The sequence below is a fragment of the Pseudomonas sp. v388 genome (assembly GCF_003935425.1).
Taxonomy (GTDB): domain Bacteria; phylum Pseudomonadota; class Gammaproteobacteria; order Pseudomonadales; family Pseudomonadaceae; genus Aquipseudomonas.
The window spans coordinates 471,861-493,381 of sequence record NZ_RHQN01000003.1 but is presented as its reverse complement, the minus strand read 5'-3'; the positions used below and the strand labels follow the sequence as shown (position 1 = coordinate 493,381).

At 61.5% G+C, this 21,521-nt stretch carries 19 protein-coding genes; 3 read left to right on the top strand and 16 right to left on the bottom strand.

Features of this window, described 5'->3' with window-relative positions:
* Nucleotides 1–48 precede the first annotated feature (48 nt).
* Nucleotides 49–399: a glutaredoxin family protein gene (locus tag EGJ27_RS09915; protein ID WP_125830543.1), complete on the bottom strand. Its 351-nt coding sequence runs from the start codon at nucleotides 397–399 to the stop codon at nucleotides 49–51.
* A 3-nt stretch (nucleotides 400–402) separates the two neighbouring features.
* Entirely contained in the window at nucleotides 403–1,404 is a 1,002-nt protein-coding gene (yejK, locus tag EGJ27_RS09910) for a nucleoid-associated protein YejK (RefSeq protein ID WP_125830542.1), read from the bottom strand.
* A gap of 394 nt (nucleotides 1,405–1,798) precedes the next feature.
* Between yejK and EGJ27_RS09905 the strand changes: the two genes are divergently transcribed.
* Nucleotides 1,799–2,080: an HU family DNA-binding protein gene (locus EGJ27_RS09905; protein WP_020292090.1), complete on the top strand. Its 282-nt coding sequence runs from the start codon at nucleotides 1,799–1,801 to the stop codon at nucleotides 2,078–2,080.
* A 206-nt stretch (nucleotides 2,081–2,286) separates the two neighbouring features.
* Here EGJ27_RS09905 and rlmF read toward each other — a convergent pair whose 3' ends face one another.
* The 5 genes from rlmF to EGJ27_RS09880 all read right to left on the bottom strand — a co-directional run bounded on the left by rlmF (nucleotide 2,287) and on the right by EGJ27_RS09880 (nucleotide 8,820).
* A complete protein-coding gene (rlmF, locus tag EGJ27_RS09900; RefSeq protein WP_125830541.1) occupies nucleotides 2,287–3,294 on the bottom strand; it encodes a 23S rRNA (adenine(1618)-N(6))-methyltransferase RlmF in 1,008 nt (335 codons plus the stop codon).
* 156 nt (nucleotides 3,295–3,450) lie between these two features.
* Nucleotides 3,451–6,297: a valine--tRNA ligase gene (locus EGJ27_RS09895; protein ID WP_125830540.1), complete on the bottom strand. Its 2,847-nt coding sequence runs from the start codon at nucleotides 6,295–6,297 to the stop codon at nucleotides 3,451–3,453.
* Between the two features lie 123 nt (nucleotides 6,298–6,420).
* Nucleotides 6,421–6,837 carry a DNA polymerase III subunit chi gene (locus EGJ27_RS09890; protein WP_125830539.1) on the bottom strand — a complete coding sequence of 139 codons (417 nt, stop codon included), beginning with the start codon at nucleotides 6,835–6,837 and terminating at the stop codon, nucleotides 6,421–6,423.
* A 7-nt stretch (nucleotides 6,838–6,844) separates the two neighbouring features.
* Nucleotides 6,845–7,273, bottom strand: a complete 429-nt coding sequence (locus EGJ27_RS09885) for a DNA polymerase III subunit chi (RefSeq protein WP_125830538.1) — start codon at nucleotides 7,271–7,273, stop codon at nucleotides 6,845–6,847.
* Nucleotides 7,274–7,329: 56 nt separating this feature from the next.
* A complete protein-coding gene (locus EGJ27_RS09880; protein ID WP_125830537.1) occupies nucleotides 7,330–8,820 on the bottom strand; it encodes a leucyl aminopeptidase in 1,491 nt (496 codons plus the stop codon).
* 321 nt (nucleotides 8,821–9,141) lie between these two features.
* Here EGJ27_RS09880 and lptF point away from each other — a divergent pair, with 321 nt between their 5' ends.
* Both lptF and lptG read left to right on the top strand, forming a co-directional pair.
* A complete protein-coding gene (lptF, locus tag EGJ27_RS09875; protein WP_125830536.1) occupies nucleotides 9,142–10,263 on the top strand; it encodes an LPS export ABC transporter permease LptF in 1,122 nt (373 codons plus the stop codon).
* A complete protein-coding gene (gene lptG / locus EGJ27_RS09870) occupies nucleotides 10,256–11,317 on the top strand; it encodes an LPS export ABC transporter permease LptG (protein ID WP_125830535.1) in 1,062 nt (353 codons plus the stop codon). Before lptF ends, lptG begins: the two co-directional genes overlap by 8 nt.
* Nucleotides 11,318–11,584: 267 nt before the next feature.
* Here the strand turns inward: lptG and EGJ27_RS09865 are convergent, their stop codons facing one another.
* From EGJ27_RS09865 to gap, 9 genes are all read right to left on the bottom strand, one after another.
* Entirely contained in the window at nucleotides 11,585–12,070 is a 486-nt protein-coding gene (locus EGJ27_RS09865; RefSeq protein WP_125830534.1) for an RDD family protein, read from the bottom strand.
* A 98-nt stretch (nucleotides 12,071–12,168) separates the two neighbouring features.
* Nucleotides 12,169–12,381, bottom strand: a complete 213-nt coding sequence (locus tag EGJ27_RS09860; RefSeq protein ID WP_125830533.1) for a cold-shock protein — start codon at nucleotides 12,379–12,381, stop codon at nucleotides 12,169–12,171.
* Between the two features lie 396 nt (nucleotides 12,382–12,777).
* On the bottom strand, nucleotides 12,778–13,902 hold the full coding sequence (gene gcvT, locus EGJ27_RS09855) for a glycine cleavage system aminomethyltransferase GcvT (protein WP_125830532.1): 1,125 nt from the start codon (nucleotides 13,900–13,902) through the stop codon (nucleotides 12,778–12,780).
* Nucleotides 13,903–14,029: 127 nt separating this feature from the next.
* Nucleotides 14,030–16,894 (bottom strand): aminomethyl-transferring glycine dehydrogenase, encoded by a 2,865-nt coding sequence (gene gcvP, locus EGJ27_RS09850; protein ID WP_125830531.1) that lies wholly within the window; start codon nucleotides 16,892–16,894, stop codon nucleotides 14,030–14,032.
* Between the two features lie 10 nt (nucleotides 16,895–16,904).
* Nucleotides 16,905–17,288 carry a glycine cleavage system protein GcvH gene (gcvH, locus tag EGJ27_RS09845; RefSeq protein ID WP_125830530.1) on the bottom strand — a complete coding sequence of 128 codons (384 nt, stop codon included), beginning with the start codon at nucleotides 17,286–17,288 and terminating at the stop codon, nucleotides 16,905–16,907.
* Between the two features lie 262 nt (nucleotides 17,289–17,550).
* A complete protein-coding gene (locus EGJ27_RS09840; RefSeq protein WP_125830529.1) occupies nucleotides 17,551–19,059 on the bottom strand; it encodes a sigma-54-dependent transcriptional regulator in 1,509 nt (502 codons plus the stop codon).
* Nucleotides 19,060–19,166: 107 nt separating this feature from the next.
* A complete protein-coding gene (locus tag EGJ27_RS09835; protein ID WP_125830528.1) occupies nucleotides 19,167–19,523 on the bottom strand; it encodes a DUF5064 family protein in 357 nt (118 codons plus the stop codon).
* Nucleotides 19,524–19,640: 117 nt separating this feature from the next.
* On the bottom strand, nucleotides 19,641–20,132 hold the full coding sequence (locus EGJ27_RS09830; protein ID WP_125830527.1) for a YbaN family protein: 492 nt from the start codon (nucleotides 20,130–20,132) through the stop codon (nucleotides 19,641–19,643).
* Between the two features lie 192 nt (nucleotides 20,133–20,324).
* Nucleotides 20,325–21,326: a type I glyceraldehyde-3-phosphate dehydrogenase gene (gene gap / locus EGJ27_RS09825; protein ID WP_125830526.1), complete on the bottom strand. Its 1,002-nt coding sequence runs from the start codon at nucleotides 21,324–21,326 to the stop codon at nucleotides 20,325–20,327.
* Nucleotides 21,327–21,521: the final 195 nt, after the last annotated feature.

Genomic DNA, 21,521 nt, shown 5'->3' with positions numbered 1-21,521 from the left:
ATCCTGTAGGAGCCAGCGGGCGGCGATCCGTCTTGCTGGCGAAGACGGTTACTCCAACGCCGCCAATATCTCTTCCGGCGCAAAGCCGCGAATCAGCGTTCCGTTGACGTCGATCAACGGAATCCCGCGGCCACCGAGCGCTTCATACGCCTTGCGGCCTTCTTCGGACTTCTCGATATCGTATTCCTTGAACGGAATACCTTGGCTATCGAGAAAGCGCCGCGTCTGCTTGCAGTAGCCGCACCACTCGGTGGCGTACATCACCACCTTCGCCTGGCTGTAGCTCTGGGCGACGTTTGCTGGCGGCGGGTTGACGAAGTTTTCGATCCGGCCCCAGTTCTGCCAGATCACCACCACCAGCACGATCAGGGCGAACTTTTTGAGTGTGCGCAGCAGCATCGGTCAGCGCCGCTTCAACTGGTCGGTAAGCTGGGTCGGCAGGCCCTTGATGATCAGCGTGCCGGCTGCTTCGTCGTACTCGACCTTGTCGCCCAGCAGATGCGCCTCGAAGCTGATCGACAGGCCTTCGGCGCGTCCGGTGAAACGGCGGAACTGGTTGAGGGTGCGCTTATCGGCTGGAATCTCCGGCGACAGGCCGTAATCCTTGTTGCGGATGTGATCATAGAACGCTCGCGGGCGGTCTTCGTCGATCAGCTCCGACAGCTCTTCCAGGCCCATGGGTTCGCCCATTTTGGTCTGGCTGCTGGCGTAGTCCACCAGGGTCTTGGTTTTTTCGCGGGCCGATTCCTCGGGCAAGTCTTCACTTTCCACGAAGTCGCTGAACGCTTTGAGCAGCGTGCGGGTTTCGCCCGGGCCGTCGACGCCTTCCTGGCAGCCGATGAAGTCGCGGAAGTATTCCGAGACTTTCTTGCCGTTCTTGCCCTTGATGAACGAGATGTACTGTTTGGACTGCTTGTTGTTCTGCCATTCCGACACGTTGATGCGCGCCGCCAGATGCAGCTGGCCCAGGTCCAGATGGCGAGAGGGTTTCACGTCCAGTTCTTCGTCCACCGCGACCCCTTCGCTGTGGTGGAGCAGGGCGATGGCCAGGTAATCGGTCATGCCCTGCTGGTAATGGGCGAACAGCACGTGACCACCCACCGACAGGTTGGACTCTTCCATCAGCTTCTGCAGATGCTCCACCGCGACACGGGAGAACGCCGTGAAATCCTTGCCGCCGTCGAAGTACTCTTTCAGCCAGCCGCTGAAAGGGTGCGCACCGGATTCGGGATGGAACAGGCCCCAGGCTTTGCCTTGCTTGGCGTTGTAGCTCTCGTTGAGGTCGGCCAGCATGTTCTCGATGGCTTGGGACTCAGCGAGTTCGGAGTCGCGGGCATGAAGAACAGCGGGCGTACCGTCGGGTTTCTTGTCGATCAGGTGGACGATGCAGTGACGGATCGGCATGGGCTTCTCGGCTGGTAAAGGTGAAGAGCGCACGGCTCGTTGCAGGTCGGGCAGTGTAACTCAGGTGTGCGTCGCTGGTGCCTGGATAGCCCGGCTTTCGGGCTGGAGCGCACGTCCTGCGGGCATTTTTCATGGAAAAATCCGCGAAAGCTGACCAAAAGGATAGGTAGGTGCGGATATTTACTTGGCTCTGTGCTAGTTTTGCGCGGTCTTGCGCACACTAGCGCGTCAAGCATGCAGTTTATGCACGCGTAGGCCGAACCAATACCCGGTTTCAGTATCTACATTTCGCGATTAATCGTGGCTGCTAGCGGGTGGCCAGGTTCGTTGCCTGGCCGCTGGCCGATGTTGTGCTCTGCAATCCAAATGAATTTGATAGGGAAGGAACACCACCATGGCTCTTACTAAAGACCAACTGATCGCCGATATCGCCGAAGCAATCGACGCGCCGAAAACCACCGCGCGTAACGCTCTTGAGCAATTGGGCCAGATCGTTGCCGACCAGTTGGAAAACGGCGTTGAAATCACTCTGCCGGGCATCGGTAAGCTGAAAGTGGCTGAGCGTCCAGCTCGTACTGGCCGTAACCCTTCGACTGGCGCTGCCATCGAAATCGCTGCCAAGAAAGTTATCAAGTTCGTACCAGCTAAAGTGCTGAGCGACTCGATCAACAAGTAAGCTCGCGCTTGCTGTAAAAAGCCGTGCGCCGGACAACCGGGCACGGCTTTTTTGTGGGTGATGGTTGTGCGCTGTATTTGATATACCTACGGCGATCGCCAGGTTGCTTTCGCCAGCAAGCTGGCTACAGAGTTATGGCGTGCCCATTACTGCAGGAGCGAGCTTGCTCGCGAAGACTGCGTCACTGACGCGCAAGACATCTGCAATTAAATCCAACGCTGTCGCCACGCTTGTTGCTGTGCCGGTGACTGAAAGGTCCAGGCCACGAAGCGGCTTTGCTTCTGGCCCTGACCCATCTCCACCACCCGTACCTCAAGCGCTCCGGCTTTCTTCAGTGCGCTCTGGATCGGCGGCAGATTGGAGGCCTTGGATACCAGCGTGCTGTACCACAGCACTTGATCGGGCAGCTGTGCGCTTTCCTTGATCAGTTGGCTCACGAAGCCGATCTCGCCGCCTTCGCACCACAATTCCTGCGACTGCCCGCCGAAATTGAGCACCGGCAGCTTGCGCTTCGGATCGGCTTTGCCCAGCGCCCGCCATTTGCGCTGGCTGCCGCGTTGCGCTTCGTCCAGCGAGGCGTGGAAGGGCGGGTTGCACAGGCTCAGGTCGAAGCGTTCCTGACTGTCGAGCAGGCCCAGCAGGATGTGCTTGCGATCGGCCTGCTGCCGCACGCTGATGGCCTTGTGCAGCCCGTTGGCCTTGACGATGGTGGTGGCCGAGGCGATGGCGACCTTGTCGATCTCCGAGCCCACGAAATGCCAGCCGTAGTCGCTGTGACCGAGCAGCGGGTAGATGCAGTTGGCGCCGGTGCCGACGTCTAGCGCCTTGACCGCCGCACCGCGCGGGATGACGCCTTCGTTGTCGCTGGCCAGCAGGTCTGCCAGAAAGTGCAGATAGTCCGCACGCCCCGGAATCGGCGGGCACAGGTAGTCGGCCGGAATATCCCAGTGCGCGATGCCGTAGAACGCCTTGAGCAGGGCTCGGTTGAACACCCGCACCGCCAGCGGGTTGGCGAAGTCGATGCTTTCCTTGCCATACGGATTAAGAATCACGAATTCGGCCAGTTCCGGGCTGGATTTGATCAGCTTGGGGAAGTCGTAGCGGCCTTGGTGCTTGTTGCGCGGGTGCAGCGTGGCTTTCTCACGCGGCTCGGCGGGTTTGGCCGGGCGCTGGGGTTTCTTGCGCGGCGGTTTGGGTTTGTCGGGGGTGGTCATGAATTCGGCGTCCAATCATTAATTTGGGGTGGCCTCTTCGCGAGCAAGCTCGCTCCTACAGGACCGTGCTGATCATTGTCGGCTGGGTGGCAATCCGACGAATGGGTCAGCCAATAAAAAAGCCAGCCCGCTAACGGGCTGGCCTCTGTCATCGCTTTACAAACTGGCGATGCGTGCGTGCTGTTCGGCCAGCTTGCCCAGTGCCTGTTCGGCTTCGGTCAGTTTGGCGCGTTCCTTGGCGATTACCTCAGGCGGCGCCTTGTCGACGAACGCCGCGTTGGACAGCTTGCCGCCCACGCGTTGCACTTCGCCTTGCAGGCGCTGGATTTCCTTGTCCAGGCGCGCCAGTTCGGCACCCTTGTCGATCAGCCCGGCCATCGGCACCAGCACTTCCATCTCGCCCACCAGAGCGGTGGCGGACAACGGCGCTTCGGCGCCCTCGGCCAGCACGGTGATGGATTCCAGCTTGGCCAGTTTCTTGAGCAGGTAGTCGTTTTCGCTCAGGCGACGCTGGTCTTCGGCGGTGACGTTCTTGAGGAACAGTTGCAGCGGCTTGCCCGGACCAATGTTCATCTCGCCGCGAATGTTGCGCACGGCCAGCATCAGGCCCTTGAGCCATTCGATGTCGTCTTCGGCAGCCGGGTCGATGCGGGTTTCGTTCGCCACCGGCCACGGTTGCAGCATGATGGTCTTGCCTTGCACACCGGCCAGCGGCGCGAGGCGCTGCCAGATTTCTTCGGTAATGAACGGCATGAACGGATGGGCCAGACGCAAAGCGACTTCCAGCACGCGCACCAGGGTTCGACGGGTGCCGCGCTGACGTTCGACCGGAGCGGTCTCGTCCCACAAAACCGGTTTGGACAGTTCCAGATACCAGTCGCAGTACTGGTTCCAGATGAACTCGTACAGCGCCTGCGCGGCGAGGTCGAAGCGGAACTGCTCCAGCTGGCGGGTCACTTCGGCTTCGGTGCGTTGCAGCTGCGAGATGATCCAGCGATCAGCCAGCGAGAGTTCGACCGCTTCGCCGTTCTGGCCGCAGTCGTCGCCCTTGTCCAGCACGTAACGCGCGGCGTTCCAGATCTTGTTGCAGAAGTTGCGATAGCCTTCGACGCGGCCCATGTCGAACTTGATGTCGCGACCGGTGGACGCCAGCGAGCAGAAGGTGAAGCGCAGGGCGTCGGTGCCGTAGCTGGCGATGCCGTCGGCAAATTCCTGGCGGGTCTGCTTCTCGATCTTCTTGGCCAGTTGCGGCTGCATCAGGCCGTTGGTGCGTTTCTGCACCAGGGTTTCCAGATCGATGCCGTCAACGATGTCCAGCGGGTCCAGGACGTTGCCCTTGGACTTGGACATTTTCTGGCCCTGGCCATCACGCACCAGACCATGCACATATACGGTCTTGAACGGAACCTGCGGCGTGCCGTCTTCGTTTTTCACCAGATGCATGGTGAGCATGATCATCCGGGCAACCCAGAAGAAAATGATGTCGAAGCCGGTGACCAGCACGTCGGTGGAGTGGAACGTCTTGAGCGCTTCGGTCTTTTCCGGCCAGCCGAGGGTGGAGAAGGTCCACAGGCCCGAGCTGAACCAGGTGTCGAGTACGTCGTTGTCCTGTTGCAGCGCAACGTCCGGCCCCAGGTTGTGCCTGGCGCGCACTTCGGCTTCGTCGCGGCCGACGTAGACCTTGCCCGACTCGTCGTACCAGGCCGGAATGCGGTGGCCCCACCACAGCTGGCGGCTGATGCACCAGTCCTGGATGTCGCGCATCCACGAGAAGTACATGTTTTCGTACTGCTTGGGCACGAATGCGATGCGGCCGTCTTCCACGGCGGCAATGGCAGGCTCGGCCAGTGGCTTGGTGGACACGTACCACTGATCGGTCAGCCACGGCTCGATGATGGTGCCGGAGCGGTCGCCTTTCGGCACTTTCAGGGCGTGGTCGTCAACGCTGACCAGCAGGCCTGCGGCCTCGAACGCGGCAACGATACGCTTGCGCGCTTCGAAACGGTCGAGACCTGCGAACTCGGCAGGCAGGGTGCCGTCGACGCTTTCGTTCAGGGTGCCGTCGAGGTTGAACACCTGCGCGGCAGGCAGCACCGAGGCGTTCTTGTCGAAGATGTTGAGCAGTGGCAGGTTGTGACGCTTGCCGACTTCGTAGTCGTTGAAGTCGTGGGCCGGGGTGATTTTCACGCAACCGGTGCCGAATTCAGGATCACAGTAATCGTCAGCGATGATCGGAATGCGACGGCCTACCAGCGGCAGCTCGACGAACTGGCCGATCAGCGCCTTGTAACGCTCATCTTCCGGGTTCACCGCCACGGCCGCGTCGCCGAGCATGGTTTCCGGACGCGTGGTGGCGACGATCAGGTAGTCCAGGCCATCGGCAGTCTTCGCGCCGTCGGCCAGTGGATAGCGCAGGTTCCACAGGCTGCCTTTCTCGTCATGGTTTTCCACTTCCAGGTCGGAAATCGCCGTGTGCAGCTTGGTATCCCAGTTGACCAGGCGCTTGCCGCGATAGATCAGGCCGTCTTCATGCAGACGCACGAAGGCTTCCTGAACGGCTCTGGACATGCCGTCGTCCATGGTGAAGCGCTCGCGGGACCAGTCCACCGACGAACCCAGGCGACGGATCTGACGGCTGATGTTGCCGCCGGACTCGGCCTTCCATTCCCAGATCTTTTCGAGAAACTGCTCGCGGCCCAGGTCGTGACGGTTCTGGCCTTGCGCTTCGATACGGCGCTCTACCAGCATCTGCGTGGCGATGCCTGCGTGGTCGGTGCCCGGCTGCCACAGGGTATTGCGGCCCTGCATGCGGCGGAAACGGATCAGCGCGTCCATGATCGCGTTGTTGAAACCGTGGCCCATGTGCAGGCTGCCGGTGACGTTCGGCGGCGGGATCATGATGGTGTAGGCGTCACCCGCGCCTTGCGGAGCGAAATAATTCTCGGATTCCCAGGTCTGGTACCAGGAAGTTTCGATGGCGTGCGGCTGGTAGGTCTTGTCCATGCGCGGGGGGAACCTGTGGCATTAATTCGGGAAAGCCGACAAGTATAGCGAGGGGGGCAGCCGCAGGCCACAAGCTCACGCCTGCCGACAGCCTTCGTCACTCTTGCGGACGACGTTGTGGGATCAGCCCTGGTATTGGCTCAGCAAGCGTTCCAGGCGGGCGTCGAGGCGCCGCTTGATCTCGGTTTCGATATGGGGCGCGAAGTCGTCGATGACATCCTGCATGATCAGTTCGGCAGCGGCACGCAGTTCGCGGTCCAGATACAGCAGGGCATCGGCGTTCGATGCGGGCGAACCGGCGTGATCCCTGGGAGCGACCTCGGGTGCCAGGGTCGGAATCTCGCCGGCCTCATCGTGTTCGTCGTGCTGGCACGACGCGGGCCTGTTGCCCACCACGTCGAACAGCAGCGGGATCTGCCCCTCGCGATGCACGGTGTCGGTCAGAAGCGGTGGTTGCAAGGCATCATCGCCCAGCAATTGGCGGATCGATTCGAGATCATCGAGCAGGTGCGCGGATTCAGCTTTTTTTGAAGTATCCATCATGCCCTCAGAGACGCTGCAGTCGGTGGTCTTGCGGAGGATAGCCCTGTTCGCGGTACGAACGGAAACTCTCGCGCGCGGCCAGGCGTATGGCGGGTTCTTCGATGACCACTTCGGCCACGCGGGCGAAGCGCTTGAAGAACACTGGAATTTTCAGGTCAAGGTTGATCAGCAAGTCTTCATGGGAGCCGCTGTCCTCGCCCAGGCCCAGAACGACCGCCGCATCGTGGTCAGTCTCGGCGTTGCCGTGGGGCAGGAAGACCTCGCCCTTGAAGCGCCAGAGCCGGGCATCAAGGTCTTCACGCTGCGCCGCATCGCCGCAATGCAGGTAGACCTTGTGGCCCAGGCGCCAGGCTTTTTCCGTGAGCTTGCAGGCGAAGTCCAGGCGGGCGGCCGGGTCTGCGCTGGGAAGAATATAAAAGTCGACTTGGGTCATGGGGGTTCCGGAGCATGCGGCGTCTGGTCCGCGAAGACCAGGCGCCGCAGGTCATCTCAAGCGTCGACGCGGTCGAGCAGGTATTGAGTCAGCAGAGGCACCGGACGGCCAGTGGCGCCTTTTTCCTTGCCACCGCTCAGCCATGCGGTGCCTGCGATGTCCAGGTGCGCCCACTCATAAGCCTTGGTGAAGCGCGACAGGAAGCACGCCGCGGTGATGGTGCCGCCTTTCGGGCCGCCAATGTTGGCGATGTCGGCGAACGGGCTGTCCAGCTGTTCCTGATACTCGTCGAACAGCGGCAGTTGCCAGGCGCGGTCATCGGCGACCTTGCCGGCGTCGAGCAACTGGTTGATCAGGGTGTCGTTGTTGCCCAGCAGGCCGGAAGTGTGACCGCCCAGCGCCACGACGCAGGCGCCGGTCAGCGTCGCGATGTCGATCACGGCCCTGGGCTTGAAGCGTTCGGCGTAGGTCAGGGCATCGCACAGCACCAGACGGCCTTCGGCGTCGGTGTTGAGAATTTCGACGGTCTGGCCGCTCATGGTCGTGACGATATCGCCCGGACGGGTTGCGGTGCCGCTCGGCATGTTTTCGGCGCAGGCCAGGATGCACACCAGATTGATCGGCAGCTTGAGTTCCAGTACGGCACGCAGGGTACCGAACACGCTGGCCGCGCCGCACATGTCGAACTTCATCTCGTCCATGCCGGCCGAGGGCTTGATGCTGATGCCGCCGGTATCGAAAGTGATGCCCTTGCCCACCAGCACGAACGGCTGGTCGCCTTTCTTGCCACCTTGATAGTTCATGACAATCAGCCGCGGCGGCTGGGCGCTGCCCTGGGCGACGGCCAGGAACGAACCCATGCCCAGTTCGGCGAGTTTCTTCTCGTCGTGAACCTCGACCTTGAGGTTCTTGAACGCCTTGCCCAGCGCCTTGGCCTGTTCACCCAGGTAAACCGGATGGCAGATGTTGGGCGGCAGGTTGCCCAGGTCGCGGGTCAACGACATGCCGGTGGCGATGGCCTGGGCGTGCGCGGCAGCGCGCTCGACGTCGGCCACGTTCAGCTTGGCGGTCAGCAGGGTGATTTTCTTCAAGGCGCGAGGTTCGGCCTTCTGGGACTTGAAACGGTCGAATACGTATTCGCCGTCCGCCAGCGCTTCGACCAGCAAGCGGGTTGTGCCATAGGTGTTGCGGTTCTTCACCGCGATGTCATCCAGGGCGATGGCCGCGTCCACGCCGCCCAGGCCCTTGAGGGTCGCAAGGACACCGGCCACGGCTTTCTTGAGCTGGCGGTCCGACAGTTCGGTTTCCTTGCCGACGCCGATCAGCAACACGCGTTCGGCCTTGAGGTTTGGCAGGTTGTGCAGCAGCAGGCTCTGGCCGACCTTGCCCGCCAGGTCGCCGCGCTGGAGTACCGCGGAAATGGCGCCGCCGCTGAGCGTGTCGAGGCCTTGCGCAGCGCTACCCAGGACACGATCTTCGCCGACAGTGACGACCAGCGTTGCGGTTTTCAAGGTTTCTGGGCTTACGCTTTTAACAACCAATTCCATGTCGGGTCCTCGAATAATCTGTGAGATTCGCAAATTTGAATGACGTACGCGGCAGGGCTGACGCTTTTTGCAGGACGATGCCGGCGGTAAGTCATGCAGTTTGACCCCGCTGCACGACCCCTGACAACCCCGATCAAAGGCTTGTAGGACGTGGATGTGCGAACTATCCAGCTTGCGCCGTGACAGAACTCTTCAATCACAGGATAATGCCGCATATTTTTTGGCGGCCGGCATGCTTGCCGACCGCGAGTCTCCGGTTGCCGCGGCTCACCTTTTTTTCTTGTTTGGCTGCCTGAGCCTGACAACTCTGGAGTGTCTGGTTTGATTGTCTTTCGTTACCTTTCCCGCGAAGTGCTGGTTACCTTGAGCGCGGTGAGCGCCGTGCTGCTGGTGATCATCATGAGTGGGCGCTTCATCAAATACCTGGCCCAGGCCGCTTCCGGCGCGCTGGACCCGGGCGTGCTGTTCATGATCATGGGCTTTCGCCTGCCCGGTTTCCTGCAACTGATCCTGCCGCTGGGCCTGTTCCTCGGGATTCTGCTGGCGTATGGCCGGTTGTACCTGGAAAGCGAGATGACCGTGCTGGCCGCCACAGGCATGAGTCAGCAGCGTCTGCTGGCCGTGACCCTGGCACCGGCTGCGCTGGTGGCGCTGCTGGTGGCCTGGCTGAGCTTCAGCCTCGCGCCCCAGGGTGCTACCCAGTTTTCCCTGCTGCTCAACAAGCAGGACGCCATGACCGAATTCGACACGCTGGTACCGGGTCGCTTCCAGGCGTTGCGTGACGGTACGCGCGTGACCTATACCCAGTCGCTGACCGAAGATCGCGCCGAACTGGGCGGGGTGTTCATCTCCGAGAAGCGCATGTCCACCGACAAGACCAAGGATCGCGGCATCACCGTGCTGCTGGCGGAAACGGGGCGCCAGGAGGTCCGCGCCGACGGCAGTCGCTTCCTGATCCTGGAAAACGGCTACCGCTACGACGGCAATCCGGGTGAAGCCAACTACCGGGTCATCAAGTACGACACCTATGGTGCGATGCTGCCCAAGCCGGACATCAGCGACGAAATCACCGACCGCGAGGCGATCCCGACCAGCGAGTTGTTCAGCACCGACACGCCGCGGGCCAAGGCCGAACTGCAATGGCGCATATCGCTGCCGATCCTGGTGTTCATCGTGACGCTGATGGCCGTTCCGCTGTCACGGGTCAACCCGCGCCAGGGGCGTTACCTCAAGCTGCTGCCGGCCATCCTGCTGTACATGTCCTACCTGACCATTCTGATCGCCGTTCGCGGCGCGCTGGAGAAAGGCAAGCTGCCGCTCGCGCTGGGCATGTGGTGGGTGCACGGGTTGTTCCTGCTGATTGGTTTAGGCCTGCTGTACTGGGAGCCCTTGCGGCTGAAAATGGCGAGTCGCCGCAGCGTTTCGGAGGTGGCTCGTGGTTAAGCTGGATCGGTATATCGGTAAAAGCGTGTTCATGGCGATCCTCGCCGTTCTGGGGATCATCCTGGGCCTGGCCTCGCTGTTCGCGTTCATCGACGAGATGGGCGACGTCAGTGACAGCTACACCTTGTGGGACGCAGGCAGCTTCGTGATGCTGACGGCGCCGCGCCGGGTTTACGAAATGCTGCCGATGGCGGCGTTGATCGGCTGCCTGATCGGCCTGGGTACGCTGGCCAGCAGCAGCGAACTGACCATCATGCGCGCCGCCGGTGTGTCCATCGCCCGCATCGTTTGGGCGGTGATGAAGCCCATGCTGTTTCTGATGGTCGCCGGTGTGCTGGTGGGCGAATACGTTGCGCCTTACGCCGAAAACAAGGCCCAGGCAGCGCGTTCGCTGGCACAGGGCAGTGGTGACGCACAGAGTGCCAAGCACGGCCTGTGGCATCGGCAGGGTGACGAGTTCATCCACATCAACAGCGTACAGCCCAACGGCATCATGTACGGCGTGACGCGCTACCGCTTCGACGGCGAGCGTCACATGCTGTCGGCAAGCTTTGCCCGGCAGGCCACCTTCAACACCGATTCATGGGAACTCAAGGACGTCGCGACGACCTGGTTCCGCGACGGCGCGACCGAAGTCATCAAGACACCGACCGAACGTTGGGAAGTGTCGCTGAGCCCGCAGTTGCTCAGCACCGTGATCATGCCGCCCGAGTCGCTGTCGATCAGCGGCCTGTGGAGCTACGCGCATTATCTGGCCGATCAGGGCCTGAGCAATGGCCGCTACTGGCTGGCGTTCTGGACCAAAGTGCTGCAACCGTTCGTGACGGTTGCGCTGGTGCTGATGGCAATTTCCTTTATCTTCGGCCCGTTGCGTTCGGTGACGCTGGGCCAGCGCGTCTTCACGGGCGTGCTGGTGGGCTTCACCTTCCGCATCATCCAGGACCTGCTTGGCCCGTCGAGTCTGGTCTTCGGCTTCTCGCCGCTGTTCGCCGTGCTGCTGCCGGCGGGCCTCTGCGCCCTGGCGGGCGTGTGGTTGCTGCGTCGGGCCGGATAAAAAGCTCGCTCTGTCACGGAAAAGCCGACTTGTATGTCGGCTTTTTTGTGCGCGAGAACCTGTGGGAGCGGCTTCAGCCGCGAAGAGGCCGGTACCGTCGCAACATCTCTGTGACCATGAACACGCTTTCGCGACCAAGGTCGCTCCTGCAGATCCCGCGCAGTGACAGCAGGTTGTGCGTGAATCTATGGGATCGCACTATGCGTATGTTGTTGATCAGGTCTCCAGGGCAGCTTGTTGGCCGGTGGTGGGCAAGGGCCAAGGCACTCACTTCTGCTTGGGAATCCGCACCAGCTGCGATTCTGAATAACGGTCATGCCAGGTGCGACGTTCCTTGTCGAACAGGCACCAGGCAAACCCCGCTCCCAGACACAACCATGACGCGATGGCGACGATGAAGCGCAGCAGCGCCTGCATCAGGCTGATGGCCGTGCCATCGGCGTTCTGTACGCGAATCCCCCACACCTGCATGCCCAGCGTCTGACCGGCGTGGGTCCAGAACTTGGCGAAGAATGCGAAGGTCACCAGCAGCAGCAGGGTAGACAGCAGCGGGTCGCCGTCCAGCGCCCCCGATTCGGAGAGTTGGCGCAGGCGTGCCTCGCCGATGAAGGCCATCTGCACCAGTTTGTAGATGAAGGCGGTTATCAATTGAATGGCGATGCACAGCAGCGTGTCATAGCCGATGGCAGCCAGGCGCCTGGGAAGGCTGGCAGGGGCAAAGTCGCCCTGCGGTCGCAGCAGGTGGTGAGGCATCGCGTGGCTCTTGGTTGCGTGGAGACATCGCATGGTACGAAATCACGCGCAAAAAAAAGCCTCTGATATCAATATCAGAGGCTTTCCGGTTCGAGCGATCAAGCTTCGCCGATGACTTCGTCAGCCTGCATGCCTTTCTGGCCCTGCACTGCGATGAACGTCACTTTCTGGCCTTCTTTCAGGCTCTTGAAGCCGCTGCCCTGAATAGCGCGGAAATGTACGAACAGATCCGGACCGCTTTCTGGAGTGATAAAACCAAAACCTTTTTCGTCGTTGAACCACTTGACGGTGCCGCTCTGACGTTGAGACATTTTCTTATTTCCTTGACGCTTGAATTAATGACAGCCTCTTTCACCTGAAAGAGTACTGGGGCTGGGTTGCAGGAAGTAAGAAACGTAGAGCGGGATGTAGCAAAGCAAGAGCTACTGCCCAGGTCCCGATTCAGCGACCTATGCAAACACAGTTCAGAAACTCTACGCCAACTCTCGTTACAAAAACAAGCCCCGCTTCGCTCCCTGTTTCAGCGGTGTTCGGCGGGTTGCGACAGGCTATCCCCGTCCCGGTGCACGGCGCCGTTTCCGGCCGGTTTCTGCACTTGCACGGTGCACTTTTTCGCTTGCGAGAGCACACAGTTGCCGGGCGATCCATAGCACCAGACAACTGTGTATTAGAGCGAAAAGTTATCAGCGTTTTTTTGACGCCGTTAATCAGCCACGGAAGTAACGTTGCGCAACGAAAGGCATTTTAGTCACGCGCATCGCAACTTTCTTGCCGCGCACAATCGCCCATACCTCGGTGTCGAGCGCGCTGCTGTCGGCGCTCAGGTAGCCCATGGCCAACGGCGCGCCCAATGTGGGGCCAAAGCCCCCGCTGCATACGGTTCCGATGCGCTGATCCTGAGCATCGACAATTTCCGCCCCTTCGCGCACTGGAGTACGTTCCAGCGGCAGCAGGCCGACGCGTTTCCTGTCCACGCCGCCGCTCTGCTGAGCGAAGATCTGCTCGGCACCCGGGAAACCACCGGCACGTGCGCCGTCGGCGCGACGTACCTTGGAGATGGCCCACAACAGGCTGGCCTGGATCGGCGAGGTCTCGGTGTCCATGTCGTGGCCATAAAGGCACAGGCCGGCTTCCAGGCGCAATGAGTCACGAGCGCCCAGACCGATAGGCGCCACTTCCGGCTCTGCCAGCAGCCGACGCGCCAGGGTTTCGGCGTGTTCGGCGGGCACCGAGATCTCGTAACCGTCTTCGCCGGTGTAGCCGGAGCGGCTGACATAGCAGTCCACACCCAGCAGTTGCACGGCGGCGAACTGCATGAACGTCATGCTTGCCACCTGCGGCGCCAGACGCGCCAGCACGGTCACCGCTTCCGGGCCTTGCAGGGCGAGCAGGGCGCGTTCCTCGAACAGCGGTTCGATCTTGCAGTAGCCCGCCAGATGCTTGCACAAGTGCGCCAGGTCTTGATCCTTGCAGGCGGCATTGACCACCAGCATCAATTGATCGTTGCCCAGGTTGGCGACCATCAAGTCGTCCAGAATGCCGCCGGTTTCATTTGTGAACATGGCGTAGCGCTGCATGCCGACCGGCAGGTCGATGATGTCCACCGGCACCAGGGTTTCCAGCGCTTTGGCGGCGTCAGCGCCGGTCAGGCGGATCTGGCCCATGTGCGAGACGTCGAACAGGCCCGCCTGGCTGCGGGTGTGCAGGTGTTCCTTCATGACGCCGGCAGGGTATTGCACCGGCATGTCGTAACCGGCAAATGGCACCATCTTCGCGCCAAGTTCGCGATGCAGGGCATGCAGGGGCGTGGTGAGCAATGGTTCGGTGATCATGGTTTCAATCCTTTTGAAGAGGCGGATGACGTCCGGCAGGAGCGAGCTTGTCCGCGAAGCGATATGCCTGACTGCACAGGGTTCAAGCTTCGCCAGCAAGCTGGCTCCCACAGGGAGACTTGTCGGATCACGCCTCTTGATAGCTCTCGATGGACGGGCAGGCGCAGACCAGGTTGCGGTCGCCGAACACGTTGTCGACGCGACCGACCGGCGGCCAGTACTTGTTCTCGATCAGAGAATCGACCGGGTACACCGCCTGTTCGCGGCTGTATGGATGGCTCCACTGGCCGACGATTTCCGCCGCGGTGTGCGGCGCGTTCTTCAGCGGGTTGTCATCCTTGTCCAGGGTGCCGTTTTCCACAGCGCGGATTTCTTCGCGGATCTTGATCATGGCGTCGCAGAAGCGGTCCAGCTCCTCGCGGGATTCGCTTTCGGTCGGCTCGATCATCAGCGTGCCGGCCACCGGGAACGACATGGTCGGTGCGTGGAAGCCGAAGTCGATCAGGCGCTTGGCGACGTCATCCACGGTAATGCCGCTGCTGTCCTTGATCGGACGCAGGTCGAGGATGCATTCATGGGCCACCAGACCGTTGCTGCCGGTGTACAGAACCGGGTAGTGGTCTTCCAGGCGCCGGGAAATGTAGTTGGCGTTGAGGATCGCCAGCTGCGAAGCGCGCTTGAGGCCTTCGCCGCCCATCATGCGGATGTACATCCAGGTGATCGGCAGGATGCTCGCGCTGCCGAACGGCGCCGCGCAGACCGCGCCTTCCTTGCGCTCCATGCGGGCATGGCCGGGCATGAACGGGGCGAGGTGCGACTTCACGCCGATCGGACCGACGCCCGGGCCGCCACCGCCATGGGGAATGCAGAACGTCTTGTGCAGGTTCAGGTGCGACACGTCGCCGCCGAACTTGCCCGGCGCGCAGAGGCCGACCATGGCGTTCATGTTCGCGCCGTCGATGTACACCTGACCGCCGTGGTCGTGGACGATGCCGCAGATTTCGCGGATGCCTTCCTCGAACACGCCGTGGGTCGACGGGTAAGTGATCATCAAGGCCGCCAGATGCTCGCGGTGTTCGATGGCCTTGGCGCGCAGGTCTTCGATATCGACGTTGCCGCGGCTGTCGCAGGCGGTCACCACCACGCGCATACCGGCCATATTGGCGGTCGCCGGGTTGGTGCCGTGAGCCGACGACGGAATCAGGCAGATGTCACGATGTTCATCGCCACGGCTCTGGTGGTAGGCGCGAATCGCCAGCAGGCCGGCGTATTCACCTTGGGAACCGGCGTTGGGTTGCAGGGAAATCGCGTCGTAGCCGGTGGCGGCGCAGAGCATGGTTTCCAACTCGTCGGTCAACTGCTGATAACCGGCGCTCTGCTCGGCTGGGGCGAACGGGTGCAGGTTGCCGAACTCGGCCCAGGTGACCGGGATCATTTCGCTGGCGGCGTTGAGCTTCATGGTGCACGAACCCAGCGGGATCATGGTGCGGTCCAGCGCCAGGTCCTTGTCGGCCAGCTTGCGCAGGTAGCGCATCAGCTCGGTTTCGGAATGGTAGCGATTGAACACCGGGTGGCTGAGCACCGCCGTTTGACGCAGTAGCGCTTCGGGCAGACGCGACGCGGTGTTGTCGGCCAGTGCGGCGAAGTCCGGCAGGGCCTGGCCGTCGGTGGCGAAGATTGTCCACAGGGTCTCGACGCCCGCTTGCGAGGTGGTTTCGTCGAACGACAGGCCCAGCACGTCGGCGCTGACTTCCCGCAGGTTGATCTGTTGCGCGCGCGCTTTTTCATGCAAGGCGGCTGTATGGGCGCCGGTATTGAACGTCAGGCTGTCGAAGAAGAACGCTTGTTCGGCCTTGAAGCCCAACCGGCTCATGCCTTCAGCAAAAATGGCGGTCAGGCGATGCACGCGATTGGCGATCTGGGTCAGGCCGCGCGGGCCGTGGTAAACGGCGTACATGCTGGCGATGTTGGCGAGCAGAACCTGTGCGGTGCAGATGTTGCTGGTCGCTTTTTCGCGACGGATATGTTGCTCGCGGGTTTGCATCGCCAGGCGCAGCGCCTGTTTGCCGTGACGGTCCACGGAAACGCCGACCAGACGGCCCGGCATATCGCGCTTGAACGCATCGCGGGTCGAGAAGTAAGCCGCATGCGGGCCGCCGAAGCCCAGCGGCACGCCGAAGCGTTGCGCGGTGCCAATGGCCACGTCGGCGCCGAACTCGCCCGGCGGGGTCAGCAGGGTCAGGGCCAGCAGGTCGGCGGCCACGGCCACCAATGCGTTGGCCTGATGGAAGCGCTCCACCAGTTCGCCGTAGTCGAATACGTCGCCGTTGCTGGCCGGATATTGCAGCAGCGCGCCGAAGAATTCGCCGACGTCGCCCAACTGCGCTTCGTCAGCCACAACCACGGTGATGCCCAGCGGCTCGGCGCGGGTGCGCAGCACGTCAAGCGTCTGCGGGTGGCAATGGCTGGAGGCGAAGAACTTCTGGCTCGCCTTGTTCTTGCTCAGGCGCTTGCAGAAAGTCATGGCCTCGGCGGCAGCGGTGGCTTCATCCAGCAGCGAAGCGTTGGCAATCGGCAGGCCGGTCAGGTCGCTGATCAGGGTCTGGAAGTTGAGCAGCGACTCCAGGCGACCTTGTGAGATTTCCGGCTGATACGGGGTGTAAGCGGTGTACCACGCGGGATTTTCCAGCAGGTTACGCAGGATCGGTGCCGGGGTGTGGGTGTTGTAGTAGCCCTGGCCGATGTAGGTCTTGAACAGCTGGTTCTTGGCGGCGATGGCCTTGATCGACGCCAGGGCATCGGCTTCGCTTTGCCCGGCCGGCAGGTCGAGCACGCTGGTGCCCTTGATGCTGTCGGGGATCACGCTTTCGCTCAGCGCTTCAATGGAATCGAAACCCAGGGTTTCCAGCATCGCCAGTTCGTCAGCGGCGCGCGGGCCGATATGACGGGCGATGAATTCGTTGGCGGTGCTCAGTTCGGTACGGTCAGTCATGGCGCGCTCCTCAGGCTTCGGCGTTGGCTTTGATCAGGCGGTCGTAGGCGTCCTGATCCAGCAAGCCGTGGATGGCATCAGCGTTCGCGGGAATGAAGCGAAAGAACCAGCCTGCGCCGAGGGCGTCTTCGTTGACCAGTTCCGGAGTGGCGTCCAGCGCAGCATTGACTTCGACCACTTCGCCATCCAGCGGCATATTGATGCTGCTGGCAGCTTTCACCGATTCCACTACCGATACTTCGGCGTGTTGAGTGTAGGCCTGCAAATCCGGGAGTTGCACGAATACAACGTCACCGAGGGATTCTTGCGCATAAGGTGTGATCCCCACCGTGACACTGCCATCGGCTTCGGCCCGCAGCCATTCGTGTTCAACGGTGAATCGCAACTCGCTCATAAAGACTCCTCAGGGATTGGGATTTCGCACGGGGCGAACAAATCATTGAGGAACTCGTTGCAAGTTTGCGGCCAGAAACATAAAGCTCTTATTTATCAATGGCTTGAGTAAATAGGTGCAAAGGATGGCGTGTCCTGGCTGTAGCGAAATCGTTACGCCTGGTGGGCATGTTCAAACCGGGGCGCTTGATAAACGTCGTGGTCAAGCTCTCTGTAACGGTTTCAATACATTGCAACGATTTCGCTACAGCCTTCGAGCCCGGTCAGCTGCGGCCGGGGATTCCATACTTTCGCAGGCGGTGGGCGATGGCAGTGTGCGAGGTGTGCAGCCGGGCGGCGAGTTGGCGAGTCGACGGGTGCTGATTGTAGAGTTTTTCCAGCAGGTCTTTCTCGAACGCTTCGACTGCCTGCTCCAGGCTGCCGATTTCACCCTCCTGCTGGCGTGCGACAGCGGTGCCGGCAATGTCCAGGTCGCCGATATCCACCAGGCTGCTTTCGCTGATGGCGGCGGCGCGGAAGATCACGTTCTGTAGCTGGCGAACATTGCCCGGCCAGCGGTTGCCGAGCAATGCGGGGTACGTGTCCGGCGAGAGGCGGCAGATGGGGCGCTGGATCTGGGTGCAGGCCTGTTCCATGAAATAACGGGCCAGCAAGAGGATGTCCTGCCCGCGCTCACGCAGCGGCGGGACTTCGAGGTTGAGCACGTTCAGGCGATAGAACAGGTCTTCCCGGAACGTACCTTCGCTGACCATCTTCTCCAGGTCACGATGGGTGGCGCTGAGAATCCGCACATTGACCTTCACTTCCCGATCGCCGCCCACACGGCGAAAACTGCCGTCGTTGAGAAAGCGCAGCAACTTGGCTTGCAGGTACGGCGACATCTCGCCGATCTCGTCGAGAAACACCGTGCCCTGGTTCGCCAGCTCCATCAGGCCCGGCTTGCCGCCGCGCTGGGCACCGGTGAATGCGCCGGGCGCGTAGCCGAACAGTTCGCTTTCGGCGAGATTTTCCGGCAGCGCCGCGCAGTTGAGCGCCAGAAACGGCTCGCCGTGTCGTGCGCTGCTGGCGTGGCAGGCACGGGCCACCAGCTCCTTGCCTGTGCCTGTTTCGCCCTGGATCAGCAACGGCGCGTCGAGGGTCGCGACCCGTTGGGCACGGGCCTTGAGGGTGCGAATGGCCGCCGAATCGCCCAACAGTGCATCGAAACCTTCGGCATGGTCATGATGCAGCGCCGACAGACGCTCACCGATGCGGCTGGGCAAATACAGGGTGATCAGCGCGCCGGCCTCGGTGATGGGCGTGGCATCCAGCAGCAAGGCTTCACCGTTGAGGGTGATTTCCCGCAGCGGCAGTCGGAAGCCGTGTTCCAGGAGTTCGGTCTGCAGGCTGGGATCGTCGAACAGCTCGCCAATGGGTTCACCGGCCGGTTCCCGGCCGATCAGGCTGATGAACGCCGGGTTGGCGAGCAGTACGTGGCCGGCGCTGTCCAGGGCAAGTACCGGGTCGGTCATGGCGGCGAGCAGGGCGTCCAGTTGCAAGTGGCGGCGCTGGCCCGGCAGGATATCGACCACCGTGATGGCCTCGACACCGCGTACCCGGAACAACGCGTCCTTCAATTCTTCGAGCATTTGATGGCTCAAGGTTGGCGCGTCGATGTACACGTTGGGCGGCACCATCTCCACCGCATCCAGATTCAGATTACGCCCACCCAGAATGGCCAGCACTTCCTGAGTGATGCCGACGCGGTCGATGAAACTGACGTGGATACGCATGGGATGCTACGAATTCCGGGCGGAGAAGGGTGGCCAGTATGCCTTGCGAACGGCCGAGCTGCGAACTGTAGAAGCCAGCTTGCTGGCTCCTGCATCCCGGCTGCATCCTACTCCAAATGCTCCGGCTTCACCGGCTCGCCGGATTTGGCGCCCAACTGGTCGCGGATATCTTCGAACATCCGGTCGTAATCCTTGTGCAGATGCAGCGGCAGGGAGGCGGCGCCGGGCAGGCCGTGCCTGATGCCGATCCGGCTGGCATCGTGGGCGAAGTTGAAAGCCAGGTCGCGGGGCAACTGGAACTGCTCGCTGAACGACTGGCCGTTGATCTCGCCTTCCATGGTGAAGCTCACGCTCTTGCCTTCTTTGGCATCCTCCACCACCTCATAACGCAGATGAAGGTCGTAGGTGATATCCGACTGTTGCAGCGCCGCATGGGTGATGTGCAGATGACCGGGCTCGAACATGGATGTCGCTCCATCGGGAGTGGATGTGCTCGGGTAGACACTGCCGATACGCTGACGGTTCAGCGTGCGGGCTATGCATAGCTTAGCTGGCCGGGCGTCTGTGCGGAGCGATTCAGTTCAACGGATGGCGGGTTCCGGCCGCGACCAGAGCCATAGGTTGCCCAGTCCCATGCCGCCGATCGCCAGGTACAGCCACCAGACATGTTCGAGCAGGCTGAGCATGACCACCGCGCACACCACCATGCTGACGGTCGCGCTGATCTTGGCACTGCGAGCCACCAGCCGGCCGTTGCGCCAGTTGTGCAGCACCGGGCCGAACACCCGATGGTTCTCCAGCCAGGCGTTGAGCCGTGGCGAACTGCGAGTCGCCGCCCAGGCCGCGAGCAGGATGAATTCAGTGGTCGGCAGGCCCGGAATGAAGATGGCGGCAATGCCGATGCCGAGGCTGACGTAGGCAAGAATGCCGTATAGAAAGCGCGAGAGTCTGGTGCCGGGGGGTTTATACGTCATGGTCACTACAGGCAGGTTTACAAAGCCCGGCCAGCTTAGGCGGTCTGTCGACGCACGTCGAGCGAAGCGGTGGGTGTTGGAGATGATAATTTCTCTCATCTTCCCGCGCTCGAGCCTGAAGGGATATCCCCTGTTTCTGCAATGCACGTGTAGAAGCCAGCCCGCGGACCCAGGCACCGGCACCATGCAGCGGGTGTGGCGCCTGTGTCGATGTCTTCGCGAGCACGCTCGCTCCTACAACCGAGCCGCGACCTCGCGACCTGTAGAAGCCAGCTTGCTGGCGATGACGGCTTACTGGGCGTTATGCAGCGCCAGGCAGTTATCCAGCATGCGGTTGGAGAATGCCCATTCGTTGTCATACCAGGCCAGCACCTTGAGCAGCTTGCCGCTGACCTTGGTGTGGTTGGCGTCGAAGATCGACGACAACGGGTTGTGGTTGAAGTCGTGGGACACCAGCGGCAGGGTGTTGTAGCCCAGCACCTTGGAGTGCTGGCTGGCTTCTTTCATCAGCGCATTGACCTCTTCGGCGGTGGTTTCGCGCTTGAGGGTCACGGTCAGGTCAACCAGCGACACGTTGATCACCGGCACTCGAACCGCCATGCCGGTCAGCTTGCCGGCCAGTTCCGGCAGCACCAGGCCCACAGCTTCGGCCGCACCGGTCTTGCTCGGAATCATCGACTGGGTGGCCGAACGCGCGCGGTACGGGTCGGTGTGGTACACATCGATCAGGTTCTGGTCGTTGGTGTAGGCGTGAATGGTGGTCATCAGGCCGCTTTCGATGCCCAGTTCACGGTGCAATACCTGGGCGACGGGTGCCAGGCAGTTGGTGGTGCAGGAGGCGCTGGAAATGATCTGGTGCGACTGGCGCAAGGTGTCGTGGTTCACACCATAGACGATGGTCGCGTCGGCACCCTTGGCCGGGGCCGAGATAATCACCTTGCGTGCGCCGGCCGTCAGGTGCGCGGCGGCCTTGTCACGGCTGGTGAACAGCCCGGTGCATTCGAACACCACGTCGATGTCGAGCGATTTCCACGGCAGTTCGGCAGGGTTGCGAATGGCGCTGACCGCAATACGGTCACCATTGACGGTAAGACTTTCCTTATCGCATTCGACGGTGCCGCCGAACGGGCCGTGTACAGTGTCGAAACGCAGCAGGTGAGCGTTCATTTCGCTGTCGCCCAGATCGTTGATGGCGACGACCTGCAAGTCCTGGCGGTAGCCTTGGGTATACAGTGCGCGCAGGACGTTGCGGCCGATGCGGCCAAAACCATTGATTGCGATTCGTAGAGTCATACAACCGTCCCTCAGAATTTGTTGTTGGAATTACAAGATTATTCTCATAAAAATAGAAAACAACCCTTTTTAGTGGCAATATTTTTGTTTATCTACAAATAGAAGCCTGGAAGGCTCGTTCGGTTGACCCAGATCACGCTTTTGCATCGCAATGGCTGGGACCGTCAACCGACGTCGTCTTAACGGGTGACCACA

What these genes read in the sequence shown, in the direction of transcription:
- gcvH (WP_125830530.1), bottom strand. Translation starts at nt 17,288, where the DNA reads ATGAGCGAGTTGCGATTCACCGTTGAACACGAATGGCTGCGGGCCGAA.
- EGJ27_RS09895 (WP_125830540.1), bottom strand. Translation starts at nt 6,297, where the DNA reads ATGGACAAGACCTACCAGCCGCACGCCATCGAAACTTCCTGGTACCAG.
- EGJ27_RS09905 (WP_020292090.1), top strand. Translation starts at nt 1,799, where the DNA reads ATGGCTCTTACTAAAGACCAACTGATCGCCGATATCGCCGAAGCAATC.
- EGJ27_RS09885 (WP_125830538.1), bottom strand. Translation starts at nt 7,273, where the DNA reads ATGACCCAAGTCGACTTTTATATTCTTCCCAGCGCAGACCCGGCCGCC.
- EGJ27_RS09890 (WP_125830539.1), bottom strand. Translation starts at nt 6,837, where the DNA reads ATGGATACTTCAAAAAAAGCTGAATCCGCGCACCTGCTCGATGATCTC.
- rlmF (WP_125830541.1), bottom strand. Translation starts at nt 3,294, where the DNA reads ATGACCACCCCCGACAAACCCAAACCGCCGCGCAAGAAACCCCAGCGC.
- EGJ27_RS09915 (WP_125830543.1), bottom strand. Translation starts at nt 399, where the DNA reads ATGCTGCTGCGCACACTCAAAAAGTTCGCCCTGATCGTGCTGGTGGTG.
- gcvT (WP_125830532.1), bottom strand. Translation starts at nt 13,902, where the DNA reads ATGATCACCGAACCATTGCTCACCACGCCCCTGCATGCCCTGCATCGC.
- EGJ27_RS09835 (WP_125830528.1), bottom strand. Translation starts at nt 19,523, where the DNA reads ATGTTCGAGCCCGGTCATCTGCACATCACCCATGCGGCGCTGCAACAG.
- EGJ27_RS09880 (WP_125830537.1), bottom strand. Translation starts at nt 8,820, where the DNA reads ATGGAATTGGTTGTTAAAAGCGTAAGCCCAGAAACCTTGAAAACCGCA.
- EGJ27_RS09840 (WP_125830529.1), bottom strand. Translation starts at nt 19,059, where the DNA reads ATGCGTATCCACGTCAGTTTCATCGACCGCGTCGGCATCACTCAGGAA.
- gap (WP_125830526.1), bottom strand. Translation starts at nt 21,326, where the DNA reads ATGACTCTACGAATCGCAATCAATGGTTTTGGCCGCATCGGCCGCAAC.
- yejK (WP_125830542.1), bottom strand. Translation starts at nt 1,404, where the DNA reads ATGCCGATCCGTCACTGCATCGTCCACCTGATCGACAAGAAACCCGAC.
- gcvP (WP_125830531.1), bottom strand. Translation starts at nt 16,894, where the DNA reads ATGACTGACCGTACCGAACTGAGCACCGCCAACGAATTCATCGCCCGT.
- EGJ27_RS09865 (WP_125830534.1), bottom strand. Translation starts at nt 12,070, where the DNA reads ATGCCTCACCACCTGCTGCGACCGCAGGGCGACTTTGCCCCTGCCAGC.
- EGJ27_RS09860 (WP_125830533.1), bottom strand. Translation starts at nt 12,381, where the DNA reads ATGTCTCAACGTCAGAGCGGCACCGTCAAGTGGTTCAACGACGAAAAA.
- EGJ27_RS09830 (WP_125830527.1), bottom strand. Translation starts at nt 20,132, where the DNA reads ATGAGAGAAATTATCATCTCCAACACCCACCGCTTCGCTCGACGTGCG.